This is a genomic window from Arenibacter algicola, from assembly GCF_018860365.1.
In the GTDB taxonomy this organism is placed as follows: Bacteria; Bacteroidota; Bacteroidia; order Flavobacteriales; family Flavobacteriaceae; genus Arenibacter; species Arenibacter algicola_B.
In genome coordinates this window covers 456,260-483,140 of the sequence record NZ_JAHKPO010000024.1, presented here as the reverse complement: position 1 = coordinate 483,140, position 26,881 = coordinate 456,260, and the positions used below count along the sequence as shown (strand labels likewise).

Below are 26,881 nucleotides of genomic sequence, written 5' to 3'. Positions count from 1 at the left end.
TGTTGCTGGATGCTTTGGATTATTTATTACCATGCCCCTCTAAATACCCCAATTCAAATACGATATGATCTAACTATTTTGGATGATAATGGTGAAAAACAGGAGCTAGAGGATATCTATGGTTATCAGTAGCCTTCCCAAATTATTGGTAAATTACTATTTATAGTTGTAGGCTGTTCATACTTTTTATTAGTTTGCACTTCAAACAATATATTATGGGTGAATTACAAGATTTCCAAAAGTTGGTTATAGCCAATGCCTCTCAGGCAAAAGGGCTTTCTAAAGGGGATATAGCTCCTGATTTTACGTTACTTAACGCTTTAGGAAAAAAAATAACACTATCCGATGCCTTAAAATCAGGTATTGTAATCATAAAATTCTATCGTGGCGAATGGTGCCCAATTTGTAATTTGGATCTTCGGGAAATTCAGAATCACTTGCCAGAAATAAAGTCTTTAGGTGCCACTTTAATTGCTATAAGTCCTCAAAAACCCGATGATGCTTTAACGGCCACGCAAAAAAATGAACTTGAATTTGAAGTGCTCAGTGATGCGAATCAGGAAGTGATAAAAGCGTATAACCTTCAGTTCGATCCAGGGGAGGATTATCACCAACGTCGCGATTTAACCCTTTTAAATGGTGGGGGTTTAAAAACCTTACCAGTTCCAGCTACTTTCATAATCAATACCAACCAGATCATTGAAGCAGCACATGTTGAGGCAAATTATACCGAAAGGATGGGTCCTTTGGAAATAATCAATGTATTGGAAGGGATGGAGAAGAAAGCTTAACGCTATAGGGGCAAACAGTTTCATTGCCATTTAAATTCCTATAATTGAAAGGATAAATTTAAGCGCAGATCACAGACAATTGCAGTGATCAGGATTTATCGGATATTGTTAATGGTGAATTAATTTCGTGGTTCCAAACTTCCTTAAGTCAACAACTATAGGCTAATTATGTTAATCTTTGGTTTAAAAGAACTAGTTAATTGTCTGATAGTTAAGGGTCAACTATTTTTTAAATTGCGTAACTTGTGCTACTCCCCTTTAAGAAATTGGATTAGTAGATGAGTTCGGACAAGAATTTGGACAAAGGATTTCACGCAAAATCAATGGGGGGTTCTCTAGTCGAGCAACTTACCAAAGAAATTGAGGCGCACCTAAACAACGATCAATTTGGGGTGGATTGTCTTGCCCAAGCGGTAGGAATGAGCCGTTCCAGTCTACATCGAAAACTGCACAAAATAGTAGGGGTCTCTACAAGCCAATTTATCAGGGAATATAGATTGAAGAGGGCTTTGGAGCTGCTAAGGGAGGAAAATGTTACAGCCTCAGAAGTAGCTTATCGGGTGGGTTTCAGCAGTGCCACCTACTTCAGCACTTCTTTCCATAAGTTTTACGGGTATACCCCAGGGGAGGTAAAATCTAGAGAGGCCAGTGATGGCGTTGAGAGTAAAGAACCATCCAATACCGCAACAGGCCAAGGGTTGCTCTCCGCCGTGGACCTATCAAAAAAACAAAAAGGAAGCTATAAAAAACCATTAGTCTTGTCTGTATTGTTAATAGCAATAGTAGCAGCGGCCTTATTTCTTTATAGTACTACTTTAAAGAAAAATGTAGAAACCAAAGGCATGGAAAACTTAATTGCAGAAAAATCCATTGCTGTACTGCCCCTTAAAAATTGGACGGGAGATCCAAATCTGGAATATATTAGTGATGGAATGACAGATGCCGTTATCTCTAGACTCACCAAAATTAATTCTATTGATAAAGTTATTCCCTTTACATCTACTATAAAATACAAGGAAACAAATAGGTCTACCCAAGAAATTGCAACAGAATTGGGGGTGACAAACCTCTTGCAGGGCAATCTTCAGATTTCAGGTGACCAAATCAAAATAAACCTGCAAATGATAGACAGTCGTACCAACGACCACTTATGGTCGGAAGAATACGTAAGGGAATGGAGAAGTGACGAAATTTTTAAAATGCAGACCCAAGTGGTAGAAGGTATTGCCGCCAATATGAATGCTGTTATTGCCGACAATGAGCTTAATAATATTCAAAAAGTGCCCACAAAAAGTAAACAGGCCTACTCCTTTTACCTTCAAGCCGAGTTTCAAAAGAATAAGGCCAATGAACTATCGTACTCCAATGCTATTGCCTTATATGAAAAGGCTATCGCTATAGACCCGAATTTTGTGGATGCCTATAGAGGCCAGGCTATGGTATGGAGCTTCGGAGGATTGGTCTGGGGTATATATGATGAACGAGTAGCTTGGAGAAATGCGAAAGAATTACTGGAGAAAGCGTTTAAACTAGATCCGACCAATAAGGAAGTGGAGGAAGAATTATACAGCGGGTATTTTTTTTACGATTGGCGTTTTGAAGAGGTAGAGAAATATTACCAACGAATTTTGAAGGATTCCTTCATAGACAATACACCCTCTATAAATGCAGATTATGCTATAAAAACAGGAAGGTATCAAAATGCCCTCAATGCAATGAATGAAGTTATTTTGACCGATTCATCAAGTGGCTTTCTTTTCTTCTTCAAGGCCGAAGCCTTGTTTTTTCTTGGAAAAAATGAAGAAGCATTGGAACTCTTGAACAATACCTATTCTCTGCACAGTGATAATTGGTTTTATCTAAGGGAGTCCGCTAAACTTAATTACTATCTAGAGGAATATCAAAAATCAAAAAAACAACTTCATAAATTACTGACCCAATTTCCGGATTATCCACCAATTTTGATGTGGCTGAATGCCGTATATGCCCAAATGGATGGTGATACTGTAGATGCTTCTAAATATTTGGTGGAGTTGGAAAGCAAGTATGAAAATCGCTCTTCCGGTAGTCCGGCATGGTTTATGGCACTATTTTATAGTACTCAAAAAAATTATGAGAAGACCTTTGAATGGCTACAAAGGTCGTACGAGAGGCATGAGGTAGAAATGACCTGGTTAAGGGAGGAGCCACTTCTTGCCCCGCTAAGAAACGATCCACGTTATATAAGTCTTTATGATAAAGTTGGATTTTCAAGTATAGGGATACCTGTAAAAACTTCTTCAGAAATTTATAGCTCCAACTAAGCTTTTCAACATTTTTTAAAGGTTGCGCACCATAATTTAAAGGCCTGACCAAAAATTTAACAAGTTTGCATCATAGCTGTTAAGCAGCACTTTACGTTTATACCCATCTTTGATAACATCAATTTTGAGGTATAGGATAAATAGTCCGTTGCACGGAAATATTCCCTCCATATGCAGTAATAGTGAAACCCCTCTCTGCACAGTCTTCTTAACCTTAAAGTAAACTTTAGTTCCCCTTCATAATTAAATTAATTGTTCACTTAAAATTAGAACCATGGAATTAAATGAAGCAAAATTAAACGAGTTACTGGGAAAAGTAGTTACCGAAATGGGAGCTGCTGCCAATGGACCCTTAATCTTATTGGGGGATAAATTGGGACTTTTCAAATCATTGGCGGCATCGGGGCCAATGAATTCGACCGAATTGGCCGATGAAACAAATACGGCGGAAAGATATGTCCGCGAATGGCTATCGGCCCAGGCGGCATCGGGGTATGTAAGCTATGACGCCACTACCAATAGCTTTTCAATGACCCCGGAACAGGCGGCTGTTTTTGGCGATGAAGAAAGTCCTGTATTTATGACCGGGGCATTTTATGCAATTACATCGGTCTACAACGATGCACCCAAGATGGAAAAAGCTTTTAAATCGGGTGAAGGGGTCGCTTGGGGAGATCATAGTACTTGTTTGTTCTGCGGTACCGAAAAATTCTTCAGTCCATCCTATGAGAATAATTTGGTGAATCACTGGATTCCATCTTTGGATGGTGTAGAGGCCAAATTAAAGAATGGGGCCAAGGTAGCGGATATTGGCTGTGGCCATGCCGCGTCTACTATCATTATGGCCAAGGCCTATCCCAATTCCACTTTTATAGGGTATGACTATCATCTTAAATCTATAGAACATGCTAGGGAAAGTGCCGCCGCCGCTGGGTTGGACAATATTTCTTTTGAAGTGGCCTTGGCCAAAGATTTTCCAGGAAGCGATTACGACTTTATTGCCTTCTTCGATTGCCTGCATGATATGGGCGACCCCATTGGTGCCTGTGCCCACGTAAAAAAAGCCTTAAAACCGGATGGTACCTGTATGATCGTGGAACCTTTTGCAAAGGATACTTTGGAGGAAAACCTAAACCCCGTCGGGAGAGCATTTTATGCATTTTCCACTACACTATGTACACCCTGTTCCTTGAACCAGGAGGTAGGTCTTGCCCTAGGTGCCCAAGCAGGGGAAAAACGCTTACGGGAAGTTGCTACTGCAGGAGGGTTTAGTAGATTTAGAAGAGCCACGGAAACACCTTTTAATTTGATTTTGGAGGCACGGGCCTAGATCTTTTATTCTTGTTAGGAGATACAACCATGTTGATTTTATGCCAATAAGGATTAAAACAATCCTTATTGGCAAATATCGAACACATAAAAAGTAAACTATTAACTATATAAATTTAAGATTATGAAAACTAAGATGACACTTACAATGATTATGATTTTTGGAATTTTAATTTCAGGATATGCACAACAAGCTGAAGTAAACAGGATCGATTTGATAAATGATGAGTTTCCGGAAGCGAAACTAGAAGTGATGGAGACCTTTGGCGCAATTGCACAAAGTATTAAGGATGGTGATATGGATAAACTAATTTCCTTTCACGCCTACAGTCCAAAGTTTACGGAATTCAAAAATGGAGAACCAAGAAATGGGGGTGATGCAAACGAGGCGCATGAACGAACTGTTTTTGGTGCTGTGTCCGAGGTAGTAAAGTTCGATGCCAAAGATTTACAAATTGCCGTTTATGGCGATGTGGCCAATTTAACCTTTCACTCGGATTTTCATTTAAAATTTGGAGAGGAACTAGTGGTGGTTAATGACCAAATAACATTGTTGTTCGTCAAGACGGATAATGGATGGAAAATGGTTCACGAGCATCATTCACCCTTGGCAAAAGAGGACAGTTAAAAGCGCGCCATAACAATAAATATAGGCAAGTGCTTTGGCTATTTTCTTTTAATAAACCATCTGTACAAACATTTATTCACACGGTGGGGAATCTATATTTTCATTTCCCCACCTATCATTATGATCTTATAGGATCCATAGCACCATCTCAAAGTCAATTACCTCAGGGCAGGCCTCTCTGCCGACAAAGGAAGGCTCATGAGGCATCGGAAGGAAATTACAGATAACATTTCAACAAAAGGCCAGAGCCTTCAAATCTCACTTAGTGGGGAAATAATGAAAATTATATACACAATGCGTCAACTCAATTATTATAGTTTAGTGGTGGTCCTACTGCTTATGGGAGCAGGACAGGTCTTATGTGGACAGAACGCTAGGCTGACAGGAAAAGTTTATGATGAAAACAAAGAGGCTATGCCTTTCGCACATGTACTTCTTTTACAACAACCGGATTCTGTTTTGGTGAAGGGAGTAACTACCGATACCAAGGGAGGGTTTGTTATTGAAGGAATATCAATTGGTAATTATATACTTAATATTTCCCTCTTGGGATATGAACCTTACTACAGATCTATAGCACTTACCGATTTAAAAGAGCATTCTACGGGGAATATCCAATTATCACCTATGAGCCAACAGTTACAAGGCGTTCAGGTGGTTGGGCGTAAGGCCTTATTCCAACAAATGAGCGATAGGTTGATCTTGAATGTGGGATCCCTGCCTACTTTTAGTGGTAATAATGCCCTGCAAGTCCTTCAAAAGGCACCTGGGGTAATGGTACAGGAGAATTCGAACAGTATTAGTCTAAACAATAAGGGCGAGGTGCTGATTATGATAAACGATAGGGTATCGCGCGTACCCAAGGGTAATTTGATACAGCAATTAAAGGGAATGCGGGCAGAAAGCATTGATCGTATAGAACTCATACATCAGCCCTCGGCCAAATATGATGCCGATAATGCCGCTGGTATTATCCATATTGTCATGAAGGAAAACAATCTTTATGGGTTTAACGGTAACGCTAGTTTTACCGCTGGTATTGGGCAAAGGGAAAAATTTAACGGAAGCACCGACTTTAATTATCGCAATAACAGTTTGAACATTTATGGCAATGCCACTGGCTTTCATAGCAGATCGCCCCAGTTATTGATAAATCATTTTAGGGAATATGAATATGAGGGCGATTATTACTATTACGAGAATAAGTTGAAATTTGAAAACCCTACCAGCAATTCATTGGGTTTTACATTGGGGGCCGATTTTGAAATTGATAAAAACAACATTGTAGGGGGTCTTTTTGGGTATTCCAAAAATAACGAACTGGGCCATGATTATACTAGTAGGTCAAGTGGTTCAATAAATTCGGTGCCCAATACCGATTCAGAATTCCTCCTTGATGTTGACAATCCTAACAGTAACACCTTTATAAATCTAAACTATTTTCGAAAAATAGGGGCTAATGCCTCTTTAAATATTGATGTGGATAGGGTAACACTGGATGTGCAAAATTCTTCCGAACTTTCCAATCTTGATCCTGCGGAAGCTATTGAAAGAACAGAAGTTGGTCGTGAATCACAATTTGAAATCAAAACGGCAAAGGCCGATTTTGAATGGGAGACCGAAGCGGGCAACAAATGGGAAACAGGTCTCAAAGGCACTTTTAATAACTCCAATACCCAATCACAGATTCGGAACAGTACATCCGGTGTTTGGGAAGTGGACGAAGCATTCACAATGAACGATGACATTGCGGAAAAGGTTTTGGCAGCCTATGCCTCGTTTCATAAACAATGGAACGGGAAATGGGAAAGTAATCTGGGCCTTAGACTGGAGCATTATAATTATGAACTTGACGATACCGTTGGAGAGAACGACTTTAGCGTTACTTACAATAATATTTTTCCGGTCGTCAGGACCAGCTACGCTATTGATTCGACCAAGTCGCTGACTTTATCCTTTAACCGCCGTATTGAGCGTCCGTCTTTTTTTAGTCTGGCAGGTTACTACGTTTTAATAGACCCGTCGTTATTCGCCAGTTCAAATACGCGGATTAGGCCATCGTTTACCAATGCGGTCAGGCTGGCATATAACCAGGGTTCTTTTTTGATCTCGATGGAAATAAACAGGGCCAAGGGTGCCATCGCTTTCTATAACACAGTGAATAAGGAAAAGAATCTGCAGACAAGTATCCCCATTAATTTTGATCAAATGGATGGGTTCCTGTTAAATATGAGCTTCCCTATAAAAATTAGTAAGATGTGGAAAATGAATTGGAATTTGGACGGTGCCTACAAAAAGGTAAAAGATGCTTCTAATCGGCCCCTACCTTTTGAAAAAGGGTTATTTACCGTTACGGCCCAATTGGCCAACGTTTTTGAACTAGGTAATTCATGGACCGCCAACATAGATGGTAGGTATATGAGTCCGTACATATCCGGAGACCAAGAGCAGTACTTGCGTCATTACATTAACTTTGGGATCAGCAAGAAATTTAGGAACGAGAGTTCCCTTACCTTCAGTATACAGGATATCACTGCCACTAGCGGTATCATAGAATGGGAATACGACCAGCCCGAATTGGGCATAAAGACCTATGGTAATAACGATTGGTCCGAAAGGGTATTTCAGCTAACCTATTCGTTTCCCTTCGGGAATAAAAAAGTAAAGGAAACTAGAAAACGGGAAACGGGATCCCAAGAGGAGCGCAATCGGATGTAAGATTATCCAAATTTTGAGGTTAAGCATTGGCCTTTTAAAACACGAAAGCCACTCAAATAAACTTGAGTGGCTTTCCTTAGTTTTAATACGCAAGACCAATTGCGTTTGATTGTGGAGAATACCGGAGTCGAACCGGTGACCTCTTGCCTGCCAGGCAAGCGCTCTAGCCAGCTGAGCTAATCCCCCAAATTTGGCTGCCGCAAAGAAAATACTTTTTCCAACATAATCAAAGCACAATTTCAGCTAATTCCAAATTTCTTAGTCTTTCTTTACACTTAGGACCAAAACAGGTACCGGGGCATAAAATTCCGATTTAAGAATGGTGTTCCTTTCCCATAATTTTTTAAAGAACCCTCTTTTTCTCCTAAAAACACATAATAAGTCCGGATGTTTTGCCTCAAAATGCTGCAATACCCCCAAATAGGTCGAGGGGTTTTCAGATTGGGTAAGTTCAGAACTCAGGCCCATTAATGACATGTTTATTTTAAGATCTTCCTTAGTGTATCCAGGGGTTTTTACGAACAATAGACTCACCTTGGATTCGAATTTTTTCTTGATTTCAACCAAGGGGTATAGTATACTCTTCTGCTTTAATACCCCAGATTTAAAGGCTGTCAAGATTGTTTTAAACGGTTTAAAAACGGTCCCTTTTGGCACAATAAGGGTAGGGATATCTGTTTGTTTTACTATTTTTCCGGAAGTATTTCCTAGATAATATTCCTCTTGAATGTCATTACTTCTAGGCGCCAAAATAATTAGATCAATCCCTAGATCCCGATCAATATCTTTAAGTCCATCAACAATGTCGCCGTTATAAGTGGCTATCTTTATGTTAATATTCCTCGCATTTACTTTGTCAATGACCCCTTTTATGTGCTCCTTGGTGCGTTCGTCCACTTTTTCCCTGATATTGGCCAAACTGCTGGCACTGGAACTTACACTAAATACTTCCATTACATAAATGTTGGAGTCAAATTCGGTAGCGAAATCAACCGCATATTGTAAGGTTTCATGGGCATTTTCAGAGGTTCCGATAGGAACGAGAATATTTTTCATAAGTTCAGTATTAATTGCTTTAAACGCTTCTATTTGTTTGTTGGTCAGACATGGCGTAGTTAAACATCTTGGTTATCGTATATAGTAGAATTCTTCCCTTGTATATAATTCAATTGTTCATGAATAGTATAAATTTACAAATTAAATTCAACCGTGCATGATTCGATTGGCAAAGATATTGGAAATTCCCGATATTCTGAATATTACGCAGGCCTGCGCAAAAAGCATGATAGACGAGGGCATTTATCAGTGGAACGAGTATTATCCGTCTAAAGAAGCCTTTGAAAAGGATATTGCCCGCAAGGAACTTTATGTCTTGGAGGAAAATGAAGAAATAATTGGAATAATCGTATTGTCTACGCTCATGGATGAAGAATATTGTCCCATAAACTGGTTAACGCCCAATAAAAAAAATATTTACATTCACCGCTTGGCAGTGCATCCTAAAGCACAAAAAAAGGGCTATGCCAAGGAATTAATGGATTTTGGAGAGGATTATGCCTGTAGGGGCGGGTTTATTTCCGTAAGGCTGGATACTTTCAGTAAAAATGGCCGCAATAATAGATTTTATCAGGCACGGGGTTACCAGACAGTTGGGGATATATATTTCCCCAAACAAAGTGAATTTCCCTTTCATTGTTATGAGCTAATTTTATAAAATATTCTTTTTTGAAGAGCCCAATTAATTTTAAAACGATTAATAACCTTGCCATTCCCGCCACTATTGCGGGTATAGCTGAACCAATTTTATCCATAACCGATACGGCCATAGTGGGCAACATTCCCCAAGATGGGATGGAATCCTTGGCAGCAGCAGGAATAGTGGGTTCATTTTTGTCCATGTTGATTTGGATTTTAGGTCAGACCCGTAGCGCCATTTCCGCTATAATTTCCCAATACTTGGGTGCAGGTAAGTTGGAAAGGGTTAAAACGCTGCCGGCACAAGCCATTTTCCTAAACATTCTGCTGAGTATTGTCATTCTCCTTTCCACTGTTTTTGTGGTGGAGGAAATATTTGTTTTGCTCAACGCCTCGGGAAAAATTCTGGAGCTCTGTATTTCTTATTATTCCATAAGGGTTTGGGGTTTTCCCCTAACCCTATTTGTATTTGCCGTTATGGGTATTTTTAGAGGATTGCAGAATACCTATTATCCTATGTTGATCGCCATCACGGGGGCTGTTTTAAATATAGTATTGGATTTTATTTTGGTTTATGGCGTGGAAGGGATAATTACCCCTATGTATTTGGAAGGGGCGGCCTGGGCCAGTTTAATTGCCCAGGGTATTATGGCTTTAATGGCATTTGTACTGCTGATTACTAAAACAAATATCAGCTTGGCCCTTAAATTCCCCCTACACCCGGAATTGGGTAGGTTGGTGGTCATGAGCCTAAACCTTTTTGTTAGGGCACTTGCCTTAAACATTGCTTTAATTTTGGCGGTTAGGGAGGCAACTGCCTTAGGGGACAAATTTATAGGGGCACATACCATTGCTATAAACCTGTGGCTTTTTTCTGCTTTTTTTATTGATGGCTATGGTGCCGCGGGGAATATTATGGGCGGTAAGCTATTGGGTGCCAAGAACTACGACGGACTTTGGGAATTGGCAAAAAAAATAATGTTGTACGGTTTTGTGATTAGTTTAATACTTGCTGCAGTAGGCTTCCTGTTCTATAGACCTATAGGACGTATTTTTTCCAATGATATAACGGTATTGCAAGCCTTCTATTCTATATTTTTTATCCTTATTCTAGGAATCCCAATGAATATGGTCGCCTTTGTTTTCGACGGACTTTTTAAAGGTTTAGGGGAAATGAAATACCTTAGGAATGTTTTATTGGTAGCTACTTTCCTAGGCTTTGTTCCAATGCTATTCCTTGGTAAATTTCTAGGATGGGGACTGTATGGAATCTGGATCGCATTTACCATTTGGATGTTTATCAGGGGCGGGGCTTTGGTATGGAAATTTAGGCGAAAGTTTCGTCCGCTTCTTCAAAACGTGTAAATTTGAAATACCACTAAGGATAATAATATGGGTACCAGCCGATCTAACGGAAGTTTATATACCAGCATCATCAATGGCATTGCCACAGTAGAATTTGGACACCCTGCCAGTAATTCATTTGTATCGGAACTATTGGAAAGGCTCACAAAGACTTTGGGGGAATTATCCAATAACGGGGAGGTATCCGTAATTATATTAAAATCTGAAGGGGATAGGGCTTTTTGTGCAGGAGCCTCCTTTGATGAATTATTGGAAGTGGACAATTTGTCCGATGGTAAAATATTCTTTAGCGGATTTGCCCATCTTATCAATGCAATGCGGACCTGTAAAAAGCTAATCGTGGGCAGGGTGCAAGGTAAAGCAGTAGGCGGTGGAGTCGGAATTATATCTGCATGCGATTACGTATTTGCCGTTGAGGCAGCCTCCATACGCTTATCCGAGCTAACCATAGGCATTGCACCCTTGGTGATTGCACCAGCGGTGCAGCGTAAAATGGGTGTTGCCGCCCTATCGGAACTGTCGCTTTCCCCCAATGAATGGAAAAATGCCTATTGGGCACAGGAAAAGGGGTTGTTTTCAAAAGTATTTGATAAACAGGGGGAAATGGACAAGGAACTGGATATTTTCGCGCAAAAATTAGCCAGCTATAATCCAGAAGCCTTGGAGGAATGGAAAAAAGTGCTTTGGGAAGGGACTGGACATTGGGACACTTTACTGACCAACCGGGCAGAAATTACCGGACGTTTGGCAATTTCCGAAGAAACTAAGAAAGCATTGGAAAAATTCAAAAATAACTAGATTATGAGCAAGTACCGTATTGAAATTAAATGGGCCATTATATTTGCATTGGCTACCCTGCTTTGGATGGTTTTTGAGAAATCTATGGGCTGGCACGATGTACTCATTGAAAAGCACGCCATATATACCAACTTTTTTGCCATCATAGCTATCGCAGTGTACGTATTGGCCTTATTGGACAAAAGAAAAGTGGATTACAATGGAAAAATGAATTGGAAACAAGGATTTATCAGCGGTATTATTTTAAGTGTAATCATTGCCGTAATAAGTCCGTTAACTCAATATATCACCAGTACTTTAATTACGCCCGAATATTTTACAAATATTATTAATTTTGTGGTGGATTCGGGAAAAATGGATCAAGAAGCTGCAGAGAGCTATTTTAATTTGAAAAGCTATATACTTCAAAGTCTTTTTGGCGCATTGACCATGGGAATCGTTACTTCGGCGATTGTGGCATTTTTTGTGAAGAAGCAATAACCGGTACCGTTTACCGTTTTATTTTTTTAAACTTTTATAATGGATATTTTATCGTTCTTAAACGGGAACTTTGTTTTCCCTTTACTAGCCTTAGTTTTATTGGTAGTTTATTTCGTTAATCGAATTAAAAACAATAGAAAATATAAAAGATAAGTCGGTTATCTGGTCTTTAACCACCCGGTGATGCTCAGCCTTTCGCGATGGGCAGGTTTAACCTCGTGCTCCAATTCCTGACTTTCAAAAATAACGACCCTTCCCGGAAAGGGGGTAATATGTTTTGCCTCTTCCCCTTGTTCTGTGGGCAGGTATAGTACCAATTCACCACCATCTTTTTCGGGTATCCAGTCTGGTTCATTCAAATAACAGACCATGGAAAGTTTACGTCTATCGTCATTTTGAAAGGTATCCAAATGTCTTTTGTAGAAAGTACCTTCAGGATAAATGGCATAGTGAAATTCTTTGAACAGGATTCCCATAAAGCAGGTCTTGTTCAGATAATTGGCCAATTCATTAATTTTCAAAAAAAATTGTTGCTCCAGTACATCCTTACTGCTTTCATCCATCCATAGAATAAAATCGCCTCGGATCGCCCTTATGATCAATTCGTTGACACGATTCCCAATAGCTGCTTTTTTAAACTGGTCCTCTTCATATTTGGCCAATAGGGAATCCCGTAATTCGGCCACATCTTCAGGCGAGAAAAAATCGTCTATAATACTGTATTTCTGTATCAAGATATCCTCTATCACTTTTTCAAAAAGTGGATTCTCCTTAAACTCCAGTTGTTCAAATAGTTCTACCAAGTTGGTATGGTTTTAAAAATCGGACAAAAATAGACGAAAATGTAATTGGTTTTACACAGTATATTAAGTGTGTCTAAATTGTCCAGAACCATGTATTATATAATGGTAATATTATGGTTGATTTTTAGCTTATTCCCTGATTTTTAATACATTTTCATTAACTTTTGAGCATTAATTTCCAAACAAGCTTAGAAATGAAACATATTTTACCCTCTGTTGTATTAATTTTGACCTTTTTGATCGGAAGCTGCGGCGATAGTACAAAAAGCACTAACGAAGCTTTAAAGAAAAGGTGGTACAAAGGGAATCTGCACACCCATTCCTTCTGGAGCGATGGGGACGAGTTTCCTGAGACTATTTTGGATTGGTACAAGTCGCACGACTATCAATTTATAGCCCTATCGGATCATAATACCATTTCTATGGAAGAAAAATGGGTACAGCTAAGGGAAGATTCCATTTATCAAAAAAGCTTTGAGAAGTATTTGTCTACTTATGGGGAGGATTGGGTAGAACATAAAACGGACTCGGGAAAAGTGCATGTAAAATTAAAGACTTATGCAGAGTATAGGGACCTTTTTGAAAAACCGGGAGAATTTTTGGTCATTCATTCTGAGGAAATAACGGACAGGTACGAGGGTAAGCATGTTCATATGAACGCTACAAATATTCAAGAAAAGATAGATCCCCAGGGAGGAAATAGTATCTCCGAAGTCATGCAAAACAATCTGGATGCGGTGCTTAAACAACGGAAAGAAACGGGAGTTCCGATTATGCCCCATATAAACCACCCCAACTTTTATTACAGTATTAGCCTTGAAGATATGATATCCTTGAATGGAGAGCGCTTTTTTGAAGTGTACAACGGTCATCCTATGGTGCATAATATGGGGGATTCAACACATATTTCTACAGAGGAAATGTGGGATCAGATCAATATATCCTATTTAGCGGCCAAGAAGCCCATTATGTATGGATTGGCAACCGATGATTCCCATAACTACCATAAAATGGGCAGTAAATGGAGCAATTCCGGTAGGGGTTGGGTGATGGTACAGTCTGATACCTTATCGGCTCCTGCATTGATAGAGGCCATGGAAAAGGGCGATTTTTATTCCACCACCGGGGTTACTCTTAAAACCGTGGATTTGGACAATAAGATTATAAAAGTGGAAGTGGAACCGGAAGCTGGTATTAATTATACCATAACCTTTCTTGGTTGCCTAAAAGGGGAAACGGAGGTACAGGAGTTGAAGACTGTTGAAGGCAGTTCTGCCAATTTTGAGCTAACGGATGATATATTGTTTGTAAGGAGTAAAATAACTTCTTCAAAACTTCAGGAAAACCCAATAGAGGACATCAAATACGAATCGGCTTGGACGCAGCCTGTTCTAAACGATTAGTTTCGCAGAATAAATTACCTTTGCAGTCCAAATAAATAATATGGGCAATATTCGTATTACCAAGCAGTTTAATTTTGAAACTGGACATGCCTTGTTCGGTTATGATGGTAAATGTAGAAATGTACATGGCCACAGTTATAAACTTTCCGTAACCGTAATTGGGAGGCCTATTACCGATGTTGCCCACGTAAAATTGGGTATGGTCATAGATTTCGGGGATTTGAAGAAAATTGTGAAGGAAGAAATTGTGGACCAATTTGATCACGCCACGGTTTTTAATAAAAATACCCCGCATGTGGAATTGGCGCAGGAACTAACGGATAGGGGGCATAATGTAATATTGGCCAACTATCAACCTACCAGTGAAAATATGGTTTTGGATTTTGCGGATAGAATTAAGGCCAGGTTGCCAAAAAATATCAGCCTACATTCTTTAAAGCTACAGGAAACCGATACCTCCTTTGCGGAATGGTATGCTTCTGATAATTAAAAAGGCCCTGGATGAAAACTATTGACGTTCCCGCGGGCAAAAAAATCTATTTCTCCAGTGATAATCATTTGGGAGCTCCTACCAAGGACCTTAGTTTTCCACGTGAAAAAAAGTTCGTGGCGTGGCTGGATACTATTAAGGAAGATGCTGCCGCTATTTTTCTCCTTGGGGATCTTTTCGATTTTTGGTTCGAATATAAAACAGTAGTGCCCAAGGGCTTTACCCGTACTTTGGGAAAGTTGGCGGAAATTACCGATTCGGGCATTCCGGTGTACTATTTTGTGGGCAACCATGATTTATGGATGAACGGCTATTTTGAAGAGGAGTTGAACATTCCTGTATATCACAAACCTCAATCCTTTCTTTTAAACGGAAAGTCATTTTTAATTGGACACGGTGATGGTTTGGGCCCTGGGGATAAGGGATACAAACGTATGAAAAAGGTATTCACCAACCCGGTATCCAAATGGTTTTACAATTGGCTACACCCGGATTTTGGGGTTAAACTGGCCCAATATCTTTCCGTGAAGAACAAAATGATCTCCGGGGATGAGGATATTAAATTTCTAGGTGAAGAGAACGAATGGTTGGTGCAATATTGCAGGCGAAAACTGGAGCAGCAGCACTATGATTATTTTGTTTTTGGACATCGGCACCTACCATTGGAAATATCTTTAAATGAAAATGCTACCTACGTAAATTTAGGGGATTGGATTTCCTATTTTACCTATGGCGAGTTTGACGGATCCTCCTTGTCCCTCAAAAAATATGAGCCTTCCCGGGGCTGAAATGTAGAAGATTTTATAGAGCATCTCAAGTGAAAATCGGAATTATTATAATCCATCTATTTACCTAAGAAATAAGTAAGATAATGCTTACTTTAATTTGTAGTTTAGACCTGTTAAAGTTGGCTTATTGTGATACTTAACGGTTATCAATAAATTAAAATTGATAACTATCATGCTCTTTTAGGTCCTTTAACTTCATTTGAAGGGCTATTTTACCCTGCCATTCGTTTTCATCCAGTGTAAAAACGGCACTAACGGGTTTACTCAATACTGTAGGCAAATACTTACCCAAATTAAATCCAATGGCATCAATTGCCGACCTCTTGGAGCCGTTATTTTTGTCGAAAAGTTTACATTTTAAATGTTTTCCTTCTTGGCCGACCACTTTTGCGTAGCCGGTATCGTTGAGATTTTCTACCATAAAAATAGGAGTCATATTTCCAGGGCCAAAAGGGGCAAATTGTTTAATAATGCGCATTAACTTTGGCGTAATTTGATCTATGCCAATTATGGCATCTACCATAATTTCAGGAGACATCAGATTTGGATCCATAGTATTGGCAACTACTTCCTCAAATTTGGATTTAAAGGCCTCGTAGTTTTCTTCAAGTAAGGTAAGTCCGGCGGCATACATATGCCCGCCAAATTGCTCAATGGTATCCGAACACCCCTCCAAGGCCTCATATACATCGAAACCTTTGATGGATCTGGCGGAAGCTGCTAATTTATTGCCGCTCTTTGTAAAAACCAAAGTGGGTCTATAATAGGTTTCTATGAGACGGGAGGCCACAATTCCTATCACTCCCTTATGCCAAGTTTCATTATATACGACCGAGGTAAAGCCTTCCTCTTCCTTGTTTTCTTGGATCTGCAATAAAGCCTCTTGGGCAATGATCTGGTCCAGATTTCTGCGGTCCGTGTTGTATTTCTCTATTTCGGCAGCAAAAAATTCCGCCCGTTCCAAATCGGTTTCCTTTAACAGGTTAACGGCGTGTTGCCCATGTTCCATGCGCCCTGCAGCATTAATTCGCGGAGCAATTATAAAGACCACATCGGTAATGGTAAGGACTTGTTTTTTTATCTGATTGATGATGGCCTTGAATCCGGCTCTTGGATCTTGGTTGATCACTTGGAGCCCCCAAAAGGCCAGCACCCTATTTTCCCCGGTAATGGGCACTATATCTGCGCCTATGGCCGTAGCCACCAGATCCAAATAAGGAACTAAATCTTCAATGGTTTCCCCCTTTTTGCTACCTAGTGCCTGAATCAATTTAAACCCTACCCCGCAGCCACAGAGTTCATCATATGGATAGGAACAATCCGCTCTTTTCGGATCCAAAACGGCTACTGCATCGGGCAATGTATTCCCGGGTCTATGGTGATCACATATAATAAAGTCGATACCTTTCTCCTTGGCATATTCAACCTTGTCAATGGCCTTTACTCCACAATCCAAGGCAATGATTAAGGAAAACCCGTTGTCCTCGGCAAAATCTATTCCTTGAAAGGAAACCCCATAGCCTTCTTTGTAGCGATCTGGGATATAGGTGGCTACGTTGGGGTAGGAACTTTCCAAATAGGAGGATACCAAGGCTACGGCAGTAGTGCCATCCACGTCGTAATCCCCAAAAATCAATATGTTTTCTTGCTGTGCAATGGCCATTTCAATTCGTTCCACGGCCTTGTCCATATCTTTCATTAAAAAGGGATCATGAAGATGGGAAAGCTGTGGCCTAAAAAATCTTTTGGCGTCTTCGTAGTTGGCTATGCCACGCTGCAATAATAATTGTGCAACCAAATCCTCCACATTTAACACGGCTGCCAAAGCATCTATTTGCGGTTGTTCGGGTTTTGGTTTAATGGTCCATCGCATGGTAATTACTCCTTTAGCCTTATTCTATTTTTAAATACTTCTTTGCCGTCAATAACAACTTTGAGATAGTAGCGCATTTTGGGCAAATAGGAAAGGTCATATGTCAAAATACCCCTTTTGAAATTTAAGTAGGTATGGGTTTCCACTATTTTAGTCTCATCTTCCTGCTGTGTAATAATGACCTCCACATCTTTTTCGTCGTTGGCAAAATAATCCAATGTTACCGGGCCCTCGGTTCTGGCTGGGAACATGTTTATAGACGGTTCGTTGTCTAAATGATAGGCAACTCCAGGTTTTACCCTAAAGTTATAAATAATATGGCTCCCAAAGTCGGAATTAAAGTGTTTTATGGCCTGTCCTAAGGTGTCCAAAAGTTTAACGCTACCATTGCCGTCTTTTGCCTTGAACCAAAACTCAAGTCCATCCCCTCCTGTATCTTGTACCCTAAAAGTATAGTTGCCCTCTTTAAGTTTAAGGGTATCCATATAGGCGGTATTGGGTTTAAGATCTACACTGTCTCTAATAAATATCTGCTTTCCGTAACTATCGGTAACTGAGTATTCATTTTGACCGGGCTTATTATTGGTCTTAAAGTAAACAATAGTGTATTCCGGTAATATATTTGGACTGGTATAGACCGAGGTTTTGGAATTATCCCCGCTGTATCCGTCTTTCTTACCATTGGGTCTTTTTAACTCCACGTAAAAACGAGAGGAATCTTTTTCACTAAATATTTCTTCGGGCAATGTTAACAGTGCCGTTTCTCCAAATGGGAGATTCCCGTTCCAACTAAATTTTTTCGGTTTTTGTCCCTCCAGGTAATAACTGACTACAAAAGATTTCAAGTTGTCCTTGCCATTATTCTTTATCCTGATAACTGCCAAGGCTCCCGTTTCATTTTTTCTACTATGGATTTTTTCATTGGAAGGGGATATGATATCCAATAAAGTGACGTCATTTTCGGAGTTTATCTTACCATATTCCAGTACATAGGCCACTAGAAGTTCCTTTGCACTGGGCTTTTCCGTTTCATAGGGTTCCATATTAAGGTCAATGGTAAATTTTTGTCCTGCATTAATGTCAAAGCTCACTTCATCCGGTTGCAGTAAATAACCAGGGCACCAATTGGCACGGTCAAAGATCCAGGTCCCGGCTTGTGGATATAAAGGGTTATCTCCGCATTCCATCCACAACTGTTTTTTATGGATAACTTTTCCGTTATGCAGTATTTCCCGGTATTTGTCACAGAATTCCCCACAGCCATTAGCGTCCATTCCATGTCCTGTCTGATGAATTTTTATCTTTCCAAAGTTGGATTGGGTATTGGCGGCAAAAGTCACAGGTGCCAGGTAATCTTCAATGGGATCTGTTTTATCCCCATAACTGTAATTACCATCGTAAATTTTATGTATGGCAAGTGGCTCGGCAATGGGTTTTCCATAAGTTATTTCAAAATCTACGGTAACCTTCCATCCGCGGGTCTTATTGTCTTCGTAGCCTGTATGTATATAATCTACTTCGAGGCTATCCCTTAGAATGGGACTAAAATCAGAAATATCAACTTTCCAATCAAATCGCCAGTCTTCCTGAAATCTACCACCATAGGGTGTGAGCATTCTGGCAATTTCATAGTTGACGGAGTCGTTCTTTTGTCTCACTTTAATATGGTCAACATAATCCCAATCCGCACAACGCATATTGTCTGGGCATTCAAAGGTAAGATTTAAGAATATCTGACGAATTTCCTTGTTCTGGGGAGGAAAAACGACCCAGTTCTTATAGCTATTCTCGCCTTTTGACGGATCGGTAACAATGGTTTCCTGGTTGTGGGATATTATATTTTCTGTAGCCTGGGCATGTAGGTTTTGTTGTAAAAATATAAAACTAGCTAATAGAAATAAAAATCTTTGGATCATAGTAAAAAGTGGAAGGGAAACTATTATTTATTAAAATAAGTCTTAATCTCCAAGGTAGAGAATTGACGGAACATTTCCATTACCCCACAATATTTTTCCACTGAAAGGTCAACCGCTCTCTGTAACTTTTTTTCGTTGAGGTTATCGCCTGAAAAATGATATTCTATCAATACCTTGTCATAATATTTGGGGTCCTCCTCGGTTAGGTTGGCAATAGTCTCTATTCTAAATTCTTCGACCTCCAGTTTCATTTTTTTAATAAGAGAGGCAACATCCAGACCAGAGCAACCGGCCAAAGCGGTAAGCATAAGGGCTTTTGGTCTATACCCCATGCCTTCTCCCCCGTTTTCAGGGGCTACATCTATAATTAGGTTGTTTCCGGAAGGATTGTTGCTTTCAAAGGCCATATTACCAAGCCATTTGGTAGTGATTTGATTTGTCATGAAGGTATTTTTTTCGTTACTTGTATAGGTCAAAAATACGCATAATTCACAAATCATGTCCCTTGTAAACCCTTTAGATGCCGATCATGATTCAGCGACCAAAAAGTTGGCTGAATTTTTTAATGAAACTTTGGGTTTCTGTCCCAATTCGGTATTGACAATGCAGCACCGGCCAGCTATTTCCAAGGCGTTTATTAATCTGAATATGGCAGTGATGGCGAATGAAGGAAGGGTGAGCTCGGCTTTGAAAAGAATGATGGCCTGGGTAAGTAGTAATGCCACTGGTTGTCGCTATTGCCAGGCACATGCCATAAGGGCGGCAGAACGTTATGGGGCAGAGCAGGAACAATTGGATAATATTTGGGAATACAGGACCCATTCTGCATTCTCAGAAGCCGAACGAGCGGCCTTGGATTTTGCTTTGGCGGCTTCCCAGGTACCCAATACCATGAATCCAAAAATAAAGAAAGCCTTATATAAGTATTGGGATGAAGGAGAGATAGTGGAAATGTTGGGGGTTATTTCTTTGTTCGGCTTTTTAAATCGCTGGAACGATACCATGGCTACTAGTTTGGAGGAGGATGCTATAGAGAGTGGCAAGCAGTATCTGGAAAAATATGGATGGGAGAAGGGCAAACACGTTTAGCGAAAATTCTATCTGTTGCAACATGTGCACCTTCCAGTAAAACTCAATTGGTCTTAGGGAATTCTGTTCCTTAATCCCATCACAGATTTGGTTAAAAATAAAAAGGCAGAGCATAGCTCTACCTTTTTCCCCAAATCTTACCATGAACTTAACCTACTTATGCTATGGTCCTCCAAAAGTATAGTATTGTAGGCTGTGGAAAAAAGGTTTTAGATGAACGTCTTTTTAATAAGTTGAAATACTTCTTATCCGATAAACAGTTGCTTATATAGGATGTAATGCAGCGAGATCCAAAAGGCTGGATTAGGTCCAATAAAAAAGGTGGAGAAGTCTCCACCTTTTTTGCCCCAAATCTTACCATGAACTTAACCTACTTATGCTATGGCACTACTAAAGTACATGTGCACAGCAGGTTTTTGATCAAAAAGACGTTAAAGAGTGTATTTCATCGATGAAGTGCATAAAAACCTACCCTTCATCGATGAAATGTTTAATATGCCCGTTCGTTCTTTCCCTCGAAAAAGTTTATAAACGCCCTGTTTACTACCCTATTACCTCCTGGCGTGGGATAATTGCCGGTAAAGTACCAATCTCCCAAGTTTTTAGGACAGGCTTCATGTAAGTTTTCAATATTTTGATAAATCACCTGAACTTTCGCTTTAATATCCGGCGGACTTAATAATTGCCCAATTTTATCGGAAATCTCATCTGCCGTAAAAGGGGCATAGAATTCCTTAACGTAATTTACCACCTCGGAATCATGTGTAGAGGTTTGTTGCAGGCACTTTTTGTAGATTTCCTCTACAAGGTGCATTGAGTTCCTTTCTTCATGAAGGGCCAAAGCGGCCTTAAATGCAATGAAATCTTCCAGTTTTGCCATATCTATTCCATAGCAGTCAGGATATCGGATTTGAGGTGCGGAAGAGACAACTATAATTTTTTTCGGCAATAGTCGGTCCAAAATTCTTAGAATACTCTTTTGAAGGGTGGTCCCTCTAACTATACTATCATCTATGATTACCAAATTGTCATTTTCCTTCACAGATCCATAGGAGATATCATAGACGTGTGCCACCAAATCATCCCTACTGCTGTCCTGCGTTATAAAGGTTCTGAGTTTGGCATCTTTTATGGCCACTTTCTCTATCCTAGGCCTTACTTCCAGAATCTCATGTAGTTCTTCCCGAGTTATTTTTCTACCAATAGAAAGTATCTGTTCTTCTTTCTTCTTGTTCATGTAATTCTGTGCCGCGATCACCATTCCAAAAAAGGAGGTTTCAGCAGTATTGGGAATATAGGAGAATACGGTATTTTTTATATCGTCATCTATTGATTTCAGGATCAGTGGGAAAAGCAATTTTCCCAACATTTTCCTTTCCTGATAGATTTCCTTGTCACTTCCTCTGGAGAAATAAATACGTTCAAAAGAACAGGCTTTTCTTTCGGTAGGGTCTAAAATTTTCTTGATTTTAACCTTGCCATTCTTTTTAATGATAATCGCGTGCCCTGGATCCAATTCCTTAACATCGTCGAAGTTAACGTTGAATACCGTCTGTATTGCTGGTCTTTCAGATGCAACTACGGCAATCTCATGGTCTTTATAGTAATACGCAGGTCTAATCCCTGCAGGGTCTCTAAGAACAAAGGAATCACCATGCCCCAACATACCTGCCATGGCATAGCCCCCGTCAAAATTTTTGGCCGCCCTTCTTAAAATTTTGGCAACATTTAATCTTTCAGCAATTATTGGGGAAGCTTCCCTTTTATTGAAACCTTCTTTTTTAATATCCTTATAGAGCTGGGCTACTGCATCATCCAAGAAATGTCCAATCTTCTCCATTACCGTTACGGTATCTGCCTTTTCCTTGGGGTGTTGCCCTATTTGAATCAAATTGTCGAAAAGTTCATTAACATTGGTCATGTTAAAATTTCCGGCAACGATCAAGTTTCGGTGCATCCAATTATTTTGTCTTAAAAAGGGATGTACACTCTCTATACTGTTTTTGCCAAAAGTTCCGTAACGCACGTGTCCCAAAAGTACTTCCCCTATATAAGGAATGTGTTTTTTTTGTTTGGCTACGTCGTTTATGTATTCTGGATTTTCTTTAAATGAAGTGTTTATACGGTCATTTATTTGGGCAAAAATGTCCTGTATAGGCTGTTGGTCTATGGATCGCACCCGACTCATATACCGCTCGCCGGCCTCCATATCTAATTTAATACTGGCAAACCCGGCACCATCCTGGCCACGGTTATGCTGTTTTTCCATCATCAAGTACATCTTGTTTACCCCGTAAAAGGCAGAACCGTACTTTTCTTGATAATATTCCAACGGCTTCAATAACCGAATCAGGGAAATTCCACATTCATGCTTTATAGCGTCGCTCATGGTAACTTTAAATTAAAAATGCCCTGTAAAATTAGGGCACATATTTATTGTAATTCAATATCAAACTGGGTAAGCTCCTTAAATTGGAGCAACCTGTCGTTGACCTCTTTCTTTTCTAATTTTTCCATTCTCTCAATGCCAAAACGTTCAACACAAAATGAGGCTAAATTGGAGCCGTGTATAACCGCACTCTTTAGGTTGTTAAAACTTATGTTTTCGGATTCCGCTAAATATCCGGAAAAGCCGCCTGCAAAGGTATCACCTGCACCTGTTGGATCAAAAACTTCCTCTAATGGCAACGCTGGTGCAAAAAACACCTTGGATTTGTGAAACAACAGCGCTCCGTGTTCCCCTTTTTTTATTACCACAAATTTAGGGCCCATTAAGTGTATTTTCTCCGCAGCCTTTACCAAGGAGTGCTCTCCGGTCAATTGTCTGGCCTCTTCATCGTTAATGGTGATCACATCTATATGTTTTACAACTTCCTTTAGCTCCTCAAGGGCATGGTCCATCCAAAAGTTCATGGTATCAAGTACTATTAGTTTTGGTCGTTTTTCCATCTGATTAATTACACTCAGTTGTGTATCTGGGTGCAAATTCCCCAACATTAATACGTCCGCGTCCTTAAAATTATTGGGAACTACCGGAGCAAAGTCGGCAAGTACGTTCAATTCGGTCGATAAGGTATCCCTGGAATTAAGATCGTTGTGATATTTGCCGCTCCAAAAGAATGTTTTGCCTCCTTTAATGACTTGTAAGCCGGAAATATCAATATTCTTTTCAGTCAAAAGATCCAAATAGTCTTGGGGGAAATCTTCGCCCACAACTGAAACAATAGCAGATTTTACTCTAAACTGGGAAGCTGCCAAACTAATAAAGGTGGCTGCCCCTCCCAAAATTTTATCGGTTTTGCCGAAAGGGGTTTCTATAGCGTCAAATGCAACGGTTCCTACGATTAAAAGTTTGCCCATTAAATTTCGAAATTTGCTGCAAAGATAGGTTTTTGAACTGCCAATTCCACAGCATTGGAAATCAAATTTTAAAAAATGATGATATCACTATTTTCTGCCAAAATCTGCAGGAATTTCGCCCCAGGCCTTGGTTTCCCATTTAACTATAGTTGTGGTGTAGTTGTTTTTTTCCAACCAGGTAATGGCGCGCCTTACCAAATCGAAAACCACTTTGTTTTCTGGGGTCTCAGGCAATTTGGAGTTACAGCTTTTTTTTCGGACCCAACTCATGGCCGTTTTGGAATCCGTATATATTATTCTGTCGCTATTCTGCTGCTTTAAAAAGGCCAGTCCATGTACCAAGGCCAAAAACTCACCAATGTTATTGGTACCTTGCTTAAATGGTCCCTGTTTAAAAAGCTCTTTTTTGGTTTTGGTATCCACCCCTCTGTATTCCATGATACCAGGATTGCCACTGGAGGCGGCATCTACCGAAATGGAATTATAATTGGGCTCGCCTATTTTACGTATTTGCTCCTTGCTGAGTGTAGAGGAAGCAATTTTTTTGCCCTTATAATCATCATAATTGCCGTTATATGCCTTTTTTGCAGCCTCGAATGTTGGGAAAGATTTATATTGTGCCCCCTTGTAGTTGGTGATGGCTGCTTTACAGTCTTTCCAGCTGGTGTATATTCCTGGTCGACTTCCCTTCCAAACGGTATAGAATTTTTCTTTTTTGGCCATTATGTCCCCATTAAAACCTGTTCTATCACCTTAGGGAAATGTTCATATTCCAGATGATGGACCTTTTCCGCTATCATTTCGGGTGTGTCAATTGGGTTCAAATCAACTTTTGCCTGCTTAATTATGGCTCCTTCGTCATAATTCTCGTTTACAAAATGAATGGTTATTCCTGTTTCCGCCTCATTATTGTTTTTTACCGCTTCATGAACGTGCATCCCGTACATTCCTTTGCCGCCGTATTTGGGGAGCAATGCGGGATGAATATTAATAATTTTATTGGGATAGCTGCTAATAAGGTTATCTGGAATTTTCCAGAGAAATCCTGCCAAAACAATAAGGTCCGGATTTAGGGATTTAAGTATATTTAAAACGCAGTCCGAACCATAAAACGAATGTTTATTGAAACATAAGGCATTCAAATTTAACCGGTTACATCTTTCAAAAACTTTGGCGTCCCTTTTGTTGGATAGTACACAGCTAATGGAGACCTCAGGATTTTCGCGAAAATAGTGTTCTATGTTTTCAACGTTGGAACCAGAGCCGGAAGCAAATAGGACAATCCTTTTCATGTATTATTTTGGGGTTAGGACAGAAAATTATTTTGGGCTAAAATAGCACTCTTGTATTTAATTTTATTAAATTACATCACATTTTAACGACAAATAGTGTTATTAAACCAAAGTTTTTTATTTTTGCCATCAATTTAAATTTTTAAAACCGATATTATTATGTCAGACATTGCATCAAGAGTAAAAGCTATCATCGTAGATAAATTAGGTGTAGATGAGAACGAAGTTGTAACCGAAGCTAGCTTTACCAACGACCTAGGGGCAGATTCATTGGATACTGTTGAGTTGATAATGGAGTTCGAAAAAGAATTTGATATTCAAATTCCGGACGATCAAGCAGAAAACATTGCTACAGTTGGTCAAGCTATAAGTTATATAGAAGAAGCCAAGTAATTTTATGATTTCTTGAACAAGTTTCAAAATTATCCATGTGGTAAAGACGCTGCATGGATAATTTTTTTTAATTTACACCTAACTTATTAAGTTAAACAAAAATTTAGTTCAATGCAATTAAAGCGAGTTGTAGTTACTGGTCTAGGTGCTTTGACACCTATTGGCAATAATATTGAAGAGTATTGGGAAGGTTTAAAGAGCGGAAAAAGTGGTTCTGCACCCATTACTTATTATGATACGGAGAAGTTTAAAGTAAAGTTTGCATGCGAATTAAAAAACTATAATGCAGAAGATTATTTTGATAGAAAGGAAGCCAGAAAGTTGGACAGGTTTGCCCAATATGCTTTAATTTCTTCTGATGAGGCCATTAAAGATTCAGGATTGGATCTTGATAAGATAGACAAATTTAGGGTTGGAGTAATTTGGGGAGCTGGTATTGGTGGATTGGAAACTTTTCAGAACGAAGTTTTAAATTTTGCAGCAGGCGACGGTACCCCAAGGTTTAATCCATTCTTTATTCCCAAAATGATCGCAGATATCGCGCCTGGGAATATTTCCATAAAGCACGGTTTTATGGGCCCCAATTATACAACGGTTTCTGCTTGTGCATCTTCTGCCAATGCTATTATTGATGCCTTGAACACTATTCGTTTGGGGTACTGTGATGTTGTAGTTACTGGTGGTAGTGAAGCAGCGGTTACCATAGCCGGAATGGGAGGTTTTGGAGCTATGCACGCACTTTCTACACGTAATGAAAGTCCAGAGACGGCTTCTAGACCATTTGATGCCACCAGGGACGGATTTGTTCTTGGAGAAGGAGCTGGTTCTTTGATACTTGAAGAATATGAGCATGCCGTGGCAAGAGGAGCTAAAATATATGCCGAAGTTGCAGGCGGTGGCTTGTCCAGTGATGCATATCATATGACGGCACCCCACCCTGACGGAATTGGAGTTGTTCGGGTAATGGAGAATTGTTTAAAGGATGCCGGATTAAAACCCGAGGATGTGGATGCCATTAATACTCATGGTACTTCTACTCCTTTAGGCGATGTTGCCGAATTAAAAGCCATCAGTAAGGTTTTTGGCGACCATGCCAAGGATATAAATATAAATTCCACTAAATCAATGACAGGGCATCTTTTGGGTGCAGCTGGTGCCATTGAGGCCATAGCCTCTATTTTGGCAATGGAACATAGTTTGGTGCCTCCGACCATAAACCATACAACGGTAGATGAAAATATTGACCCTAAATTAAACCTGACCCTTAACAAGGCGCAAAAAAGAGAGGTAAATGTTGCTCTGAGCAATACTTTTGGATTTGGGGGACATAATGCATGTGTGATATTTAAAAAAATTAGCTAATTCAT

The 26,881-nt window shown here is 39.7% G+C and carries 25 protein-coding genes and 1 tRNA gene; 16 read left to right on the top strand and 10 right to left on the bottom strand.

Going from position 1 to position 26,881, the window contains the following annotated elements:
- Positions 1-9 precede the first annotated feature (9 nt).
- The 6 genes from KO529_RS23630 to KO529_RS20620 all read left to right on the top strand — a co-directional run bounded on the left by KO529_RS23630 (position 10) and on the right by KO529_RS20620 (position 7,769).
- Complete coding sequence (locus tag KO529_RS23630; protein ID WP_289847777.1) at positions 10-132, top strand: hypothetical protein; 123 nt, start codon at positions 10-12, stop codon at positions 130-132.
- 83 nt (positions 133-215) lie between these two features.
- Positions 216-791 carry a peroxiredoxin-like family protein gene (locus tag KO529_RS20640; RefSeq protein ID WP_215949735.1) on the top strand — a complete coding sequence of 192 codons (576 nt, stop codon included), beginning with the start codon at positions 216-218 and terminating at the stop codon, positions 789-791.
- A gap of 278 nt (positions 792-1,069) precedes the next feature.
- Positions 1,070-3,094, top strand: coding sequence for a helix-turn-helix domain-containing protein (locus tag KO529_RS20635; protein WP_215949734.1), 2,025 nt, complete (start codon positions 1,070-1,072; stop codon positions 3,092-3,094).
- Positions 3,095-3,368: 274 nt separating this feature from the next.
- Positions 3,369-4,424 (top strand): class I SAM-dependent methyltransferase, encoded by a 1,056-nt coding sequence (locus KO529_RS20630; RefSeq protein ID WP_215949733.1) that lies wholly within the window; start codon positions 3,369-3,371, stop codon positions 4,422-4,424.
- 123 nt (positions 4,425-4,547) lie between these two features.
- Positions 4,548-5,051, top strand: a complete 504-nt coding sequence (locus KO529_RS20625) for a YybH family protein (protein ID WP_215949732.1) — start codon at positions 4,548-4,550, stop codon at positions 5,049-5,051.
- A 276-nt stretch (positions 5,052-5,327) separates the two neighbouring features.
- Positions 5,328-7,769: an outer membrane beta-barrel family protein gene (locus KO529_RS20620; RefSeq protein ID WP_215949731.1), complete on the top strand. Its 2,442-nt coding sequence runs from the start codon at positions 5,328-5,330 to the stop codon at positions 7,767-7,769.
- Positions 7,770-7,881: 112 nt separating this feature from the next.
- Here the strand turns inward: KO529_RS20620 and KO529_RS20615 are convergent.
- Positions 7,882-7,955 (bottom strand) — tRNA-Ala (locus KO529_RS20615).
- A gap of 72 nt (positions 7,956-8,027) precedes the next feature.
- The gene (locus KO529_RS20610) at positions 8,028-8,825 is read right to left on the bottom strand and encodes a universal stress protein (protein ID WP_215949730.1); all 798 of its coding nucleotides are present in this window, start codon (positions 8,823-8,825) and stop codon (positions 8,028-8,030) included.
- Between the two features lie 157 nt (positions 8,826-8,982).
- On the opposite strand from KO529_RS20610, the gene KO529_RS20605 reads away from it, so the two are divergent.
- From KO529_RS20605 to KO529_RS20590, 4 genes are read left to right on the top strand one after another with little or no spacing between them, the layout of a single operon-like run.
- The gene (locus KO529_RS20605) at positions 8,983-9,483 is read left to right on the top strand and encodes a GNAT family N-acetyltransferase (RefSeq protein ID WP_215949729.1); all 501 of its coding nucleotides are present in this window, start codon (positions 8,983-8,985) and stop codon (positions 9,481-9,483) included.
- Between the two features lie 11 nt (positions 9,484-9,494).
- Positions 9,495-10,829 carry an MATE family efflux transporter gene (locus KO529_RS20600; RefSeq protein WP_215949728.1) on the top strand — a complete coding sequence of 445 codons (1,335 nt, stop codon included), beginning with the start codon at positions 9,495-9,497 and terminating at the stop codon, positions 10,827-10,829.
- A gap of 27 nt (positions 10,830-10,856) precedes the next feature.
- Positions 10,857-11,627, top strand: a complete 771-nt coding sequence (locus tag KO529_RS20595; protein WP_215949727.1) for an enoyl-CoA hydratase/isomerase family protein — start codon at positions 10,857-10,859, stop codon at positions 11,625-11,627.
- A gap of 3 nt (positions 11,628-11,630) precedes the next feature.
- The gene (locus KO529_RS20590) at positions 11,631-12,107 is read left to right on the top strand and encodes a DUF4199 domain-containing protein (RefSeq protein WP_215949726.1); all 477 of its coding nucleotides are present in this window, start codon (positions 11,631-11,633) and stop codon (positions 12,105-12,107) included.
- 158 nt (positions 12,108-12,265) lie between these two features.
- Here KO529_RS20590 and KO529_RS20585 read toward each other — a convergent pair whose 3' ends face one another.
- Positions 12,266-12,910, bottom strand: coding sequence for a 2OG-Fe(II) oxygenase (locus KO529_RS20585; RefSeq protein ID WP_215949725.1), 645 nt, complete (start codon positions 12,908-12,910; stop codon positions 12,266-12,268).
- A gap of 194 nt (positions 12,911-13,104) precedes the next feature.
- On the opposite strand from KO529_RS20585, the gene KO529_RS20580 reads away from it, so the two are divergent.
- From KO529_RS20580 to KO529_RS20570, 3 genes are read left to right on the top strand one after another with little or no spacing between them, the layout of a single operon-like run.
- Complete coding sequence (locus KO529_RS20580; RefSeq protein WP_215949724.1) at positions 13,105-14,313, top strand: histidinol-phosphatase; 1,209 nt, start codon at positions 13,105-13,107, stop codon at positions 14,311-14,313.
- A 40-nt stretch (positions 14,314-14,353) separates the two neighbouring features.
- Positions 14,354-14,803: a 6-pyruvoyl trahydropterin synthase family protein gene (locus tag KO529_RS20575; protein ID WP_215949723.1), complete on the top strand. Its 450-nt coding sequence runs from the start codon at positions 14,354-14,356 to the stop codon at positions 14,801-14,803.
- A gap of 20 nt (positions 14,804-14,823) precedes the next feature.
- Positions 14,824-15,591 (top strand): UDP-2,3-diacylglucosamine diphosphatase, encoded by a 768-nt coding sequence (locus KO529_RS20570; RefSeq protein ID WP_215949778.1) that lies wholly within the window; start codon positions 14,824-14,826, stop codon positions 15,589-15,591.
- Between the two features lie 154 nt (positions 15,592-15,745).
- Here KO529_RS20570 and recJ read toward each other — a convergent pair whose 3' ends face one another.
- From recJ to KO529_RS20555, 3 genes are read right to left on the bottom strand one after another with little or no spacing between them, the layout of a single operon-like run.
- Positions 15,746-17,464: a single-stranded-DNA-specific exonuclease RecJ gene (gene recJ / locus KO529_RS20565; protein WP_215949722.1), complete on the bottom strand. Its 1,719-nt coding sequence runs from the start codon at positions 17,462-17,464 to the stop codon at positions 15,746-15,748.
- Positions 17,465-17,469: 5 nt separating this feature from the next.
- The gene (locus tag KO529_RS20560) at positions 17,470-19,380 is read right to left on the bottom strand and encodes a peptide-N-glycosidase F-related protein (protein WP_215949721.1); all 1,911 of its coding nucleotides are present in this window, start codon (positions 19,378-19,380) and stop codon (positions 17,470-17,472) included.
- 23 nt (positions 19,381-19,403) lie between these two features.
- The gene (locus KO529_RS20555) at positions 19,404-19,823 is read right to left on the bottom strand and encodes an OsmC family protein (RefSeq protein ID WP_215949720.1); all 420 of its coding nucleotides are present in this window, start codon (positions 19,821-19,823) and stop codon (positions 19,404-19,406) included.
- Positions 19,824-19,878: 55 nt separating this feature from the next.
- Between KO529_RS20555 and KO529_RS20550 the strand changes: the two genes are divergently transcribed.
- Positions 19,879-20,469 carry a carboxymuconolactone decarboxylase family protein gene (locus KO529_RS20550; protein WP_215949719.1) on the top strand — a complete coding sequence of 197 codons (591 nt, stop codon included), beginning with the start codon at positions 19,879-19,881 and terminating at the stop codon, positions 20,467-20,469.
- A 490-nt stretch (positions 20,470-20,959) separates the two neighbouring features.
- On the opposite strand, the gene KO529_RS20545 is transcribed toward KO529_RS20550, so the two are convergent.
- The 4 genes from KO529_RS20545 to KO529_RS20530 form a co-directional block, all read right to left on the bottom strand.
- On the bottom strand, positions 20,960-22,858 hold the full coding sequence (locus KO529_RS20545; protein WP_215949718.1) for an amidophosphoribosyltransferase: 1,899 nt from the start codon (positions 22,856-22,858) through the stop codon (positions 20,960-20,962).
- 44 nt (positions 22,859-22,902) lie between these two features.
- Entirely contained in the window at positions 22,903-23,829 is a 927-nt protein-coding gene (locus tag KO529_RS20540) for a PfkB family carbohydrate kinase (RefSeq protein ID WP_215949717.1), read from the bottom strand.
- Between the two features lie 87 nt (positions 23,830-23,916).
- On the bottom strand, positions 23,917-24,552 hold the full coding sequence (locus tag KO529_RS20535) for a ribonuclease H1 domain-containing protein (RefSeq protein WP_215949716.1): 636 nt from the start codon (positions 24,550-24,552) through the stop codon (positions 23,917-23,919).
- Positions 24,552-25,121 carry a phosphoribosylglycinamide formyltransferase gene (locus KO529_RS20530; protein ID WP_215949715.1) on the bottom strand — a complete coding sequence of 190 codons (570 nt, stop codon included), beginning with the start codon at positions 25,119-25,121 and terminating at the stop codon, positions 24,552-24,554. Before KO529_RS20530 ends, KO529_RS20535 begins: the two co-directional genes overlap by 1 nt.
- Before the next feature lie 159 nt (positions 25,122-25,280).
- On the opposite strand from KO529_RS20530, the gene KO529_RS20525 reads away from it, so the two are divergent.
- On the top strand, positions 25,281-25,514 hold the full coding sequence (locus KO529_RS20525; protein WP_008269813.1) for an acyl carrier protein: 234 nt from the start codon (positions 25,281-25,283) through the stop codon (positions 25,512-25,514).
- Between the two features lie 111 nt (positions 25,515-25,625).
- On the top strand, positions 25,626-26,876 hold the full coding sequence (gene fabF, locus KO529_RS20520; protein ID WP_215949714.1) for a beta-ketoacyl-ACP synthase II: 1,251 nt from the start codon (positions 25,626-25,628) through the stop codon (positions 26,874-26,876).
- Positions 26,877-26,881 lie beyond the last annotated feature (5 nt).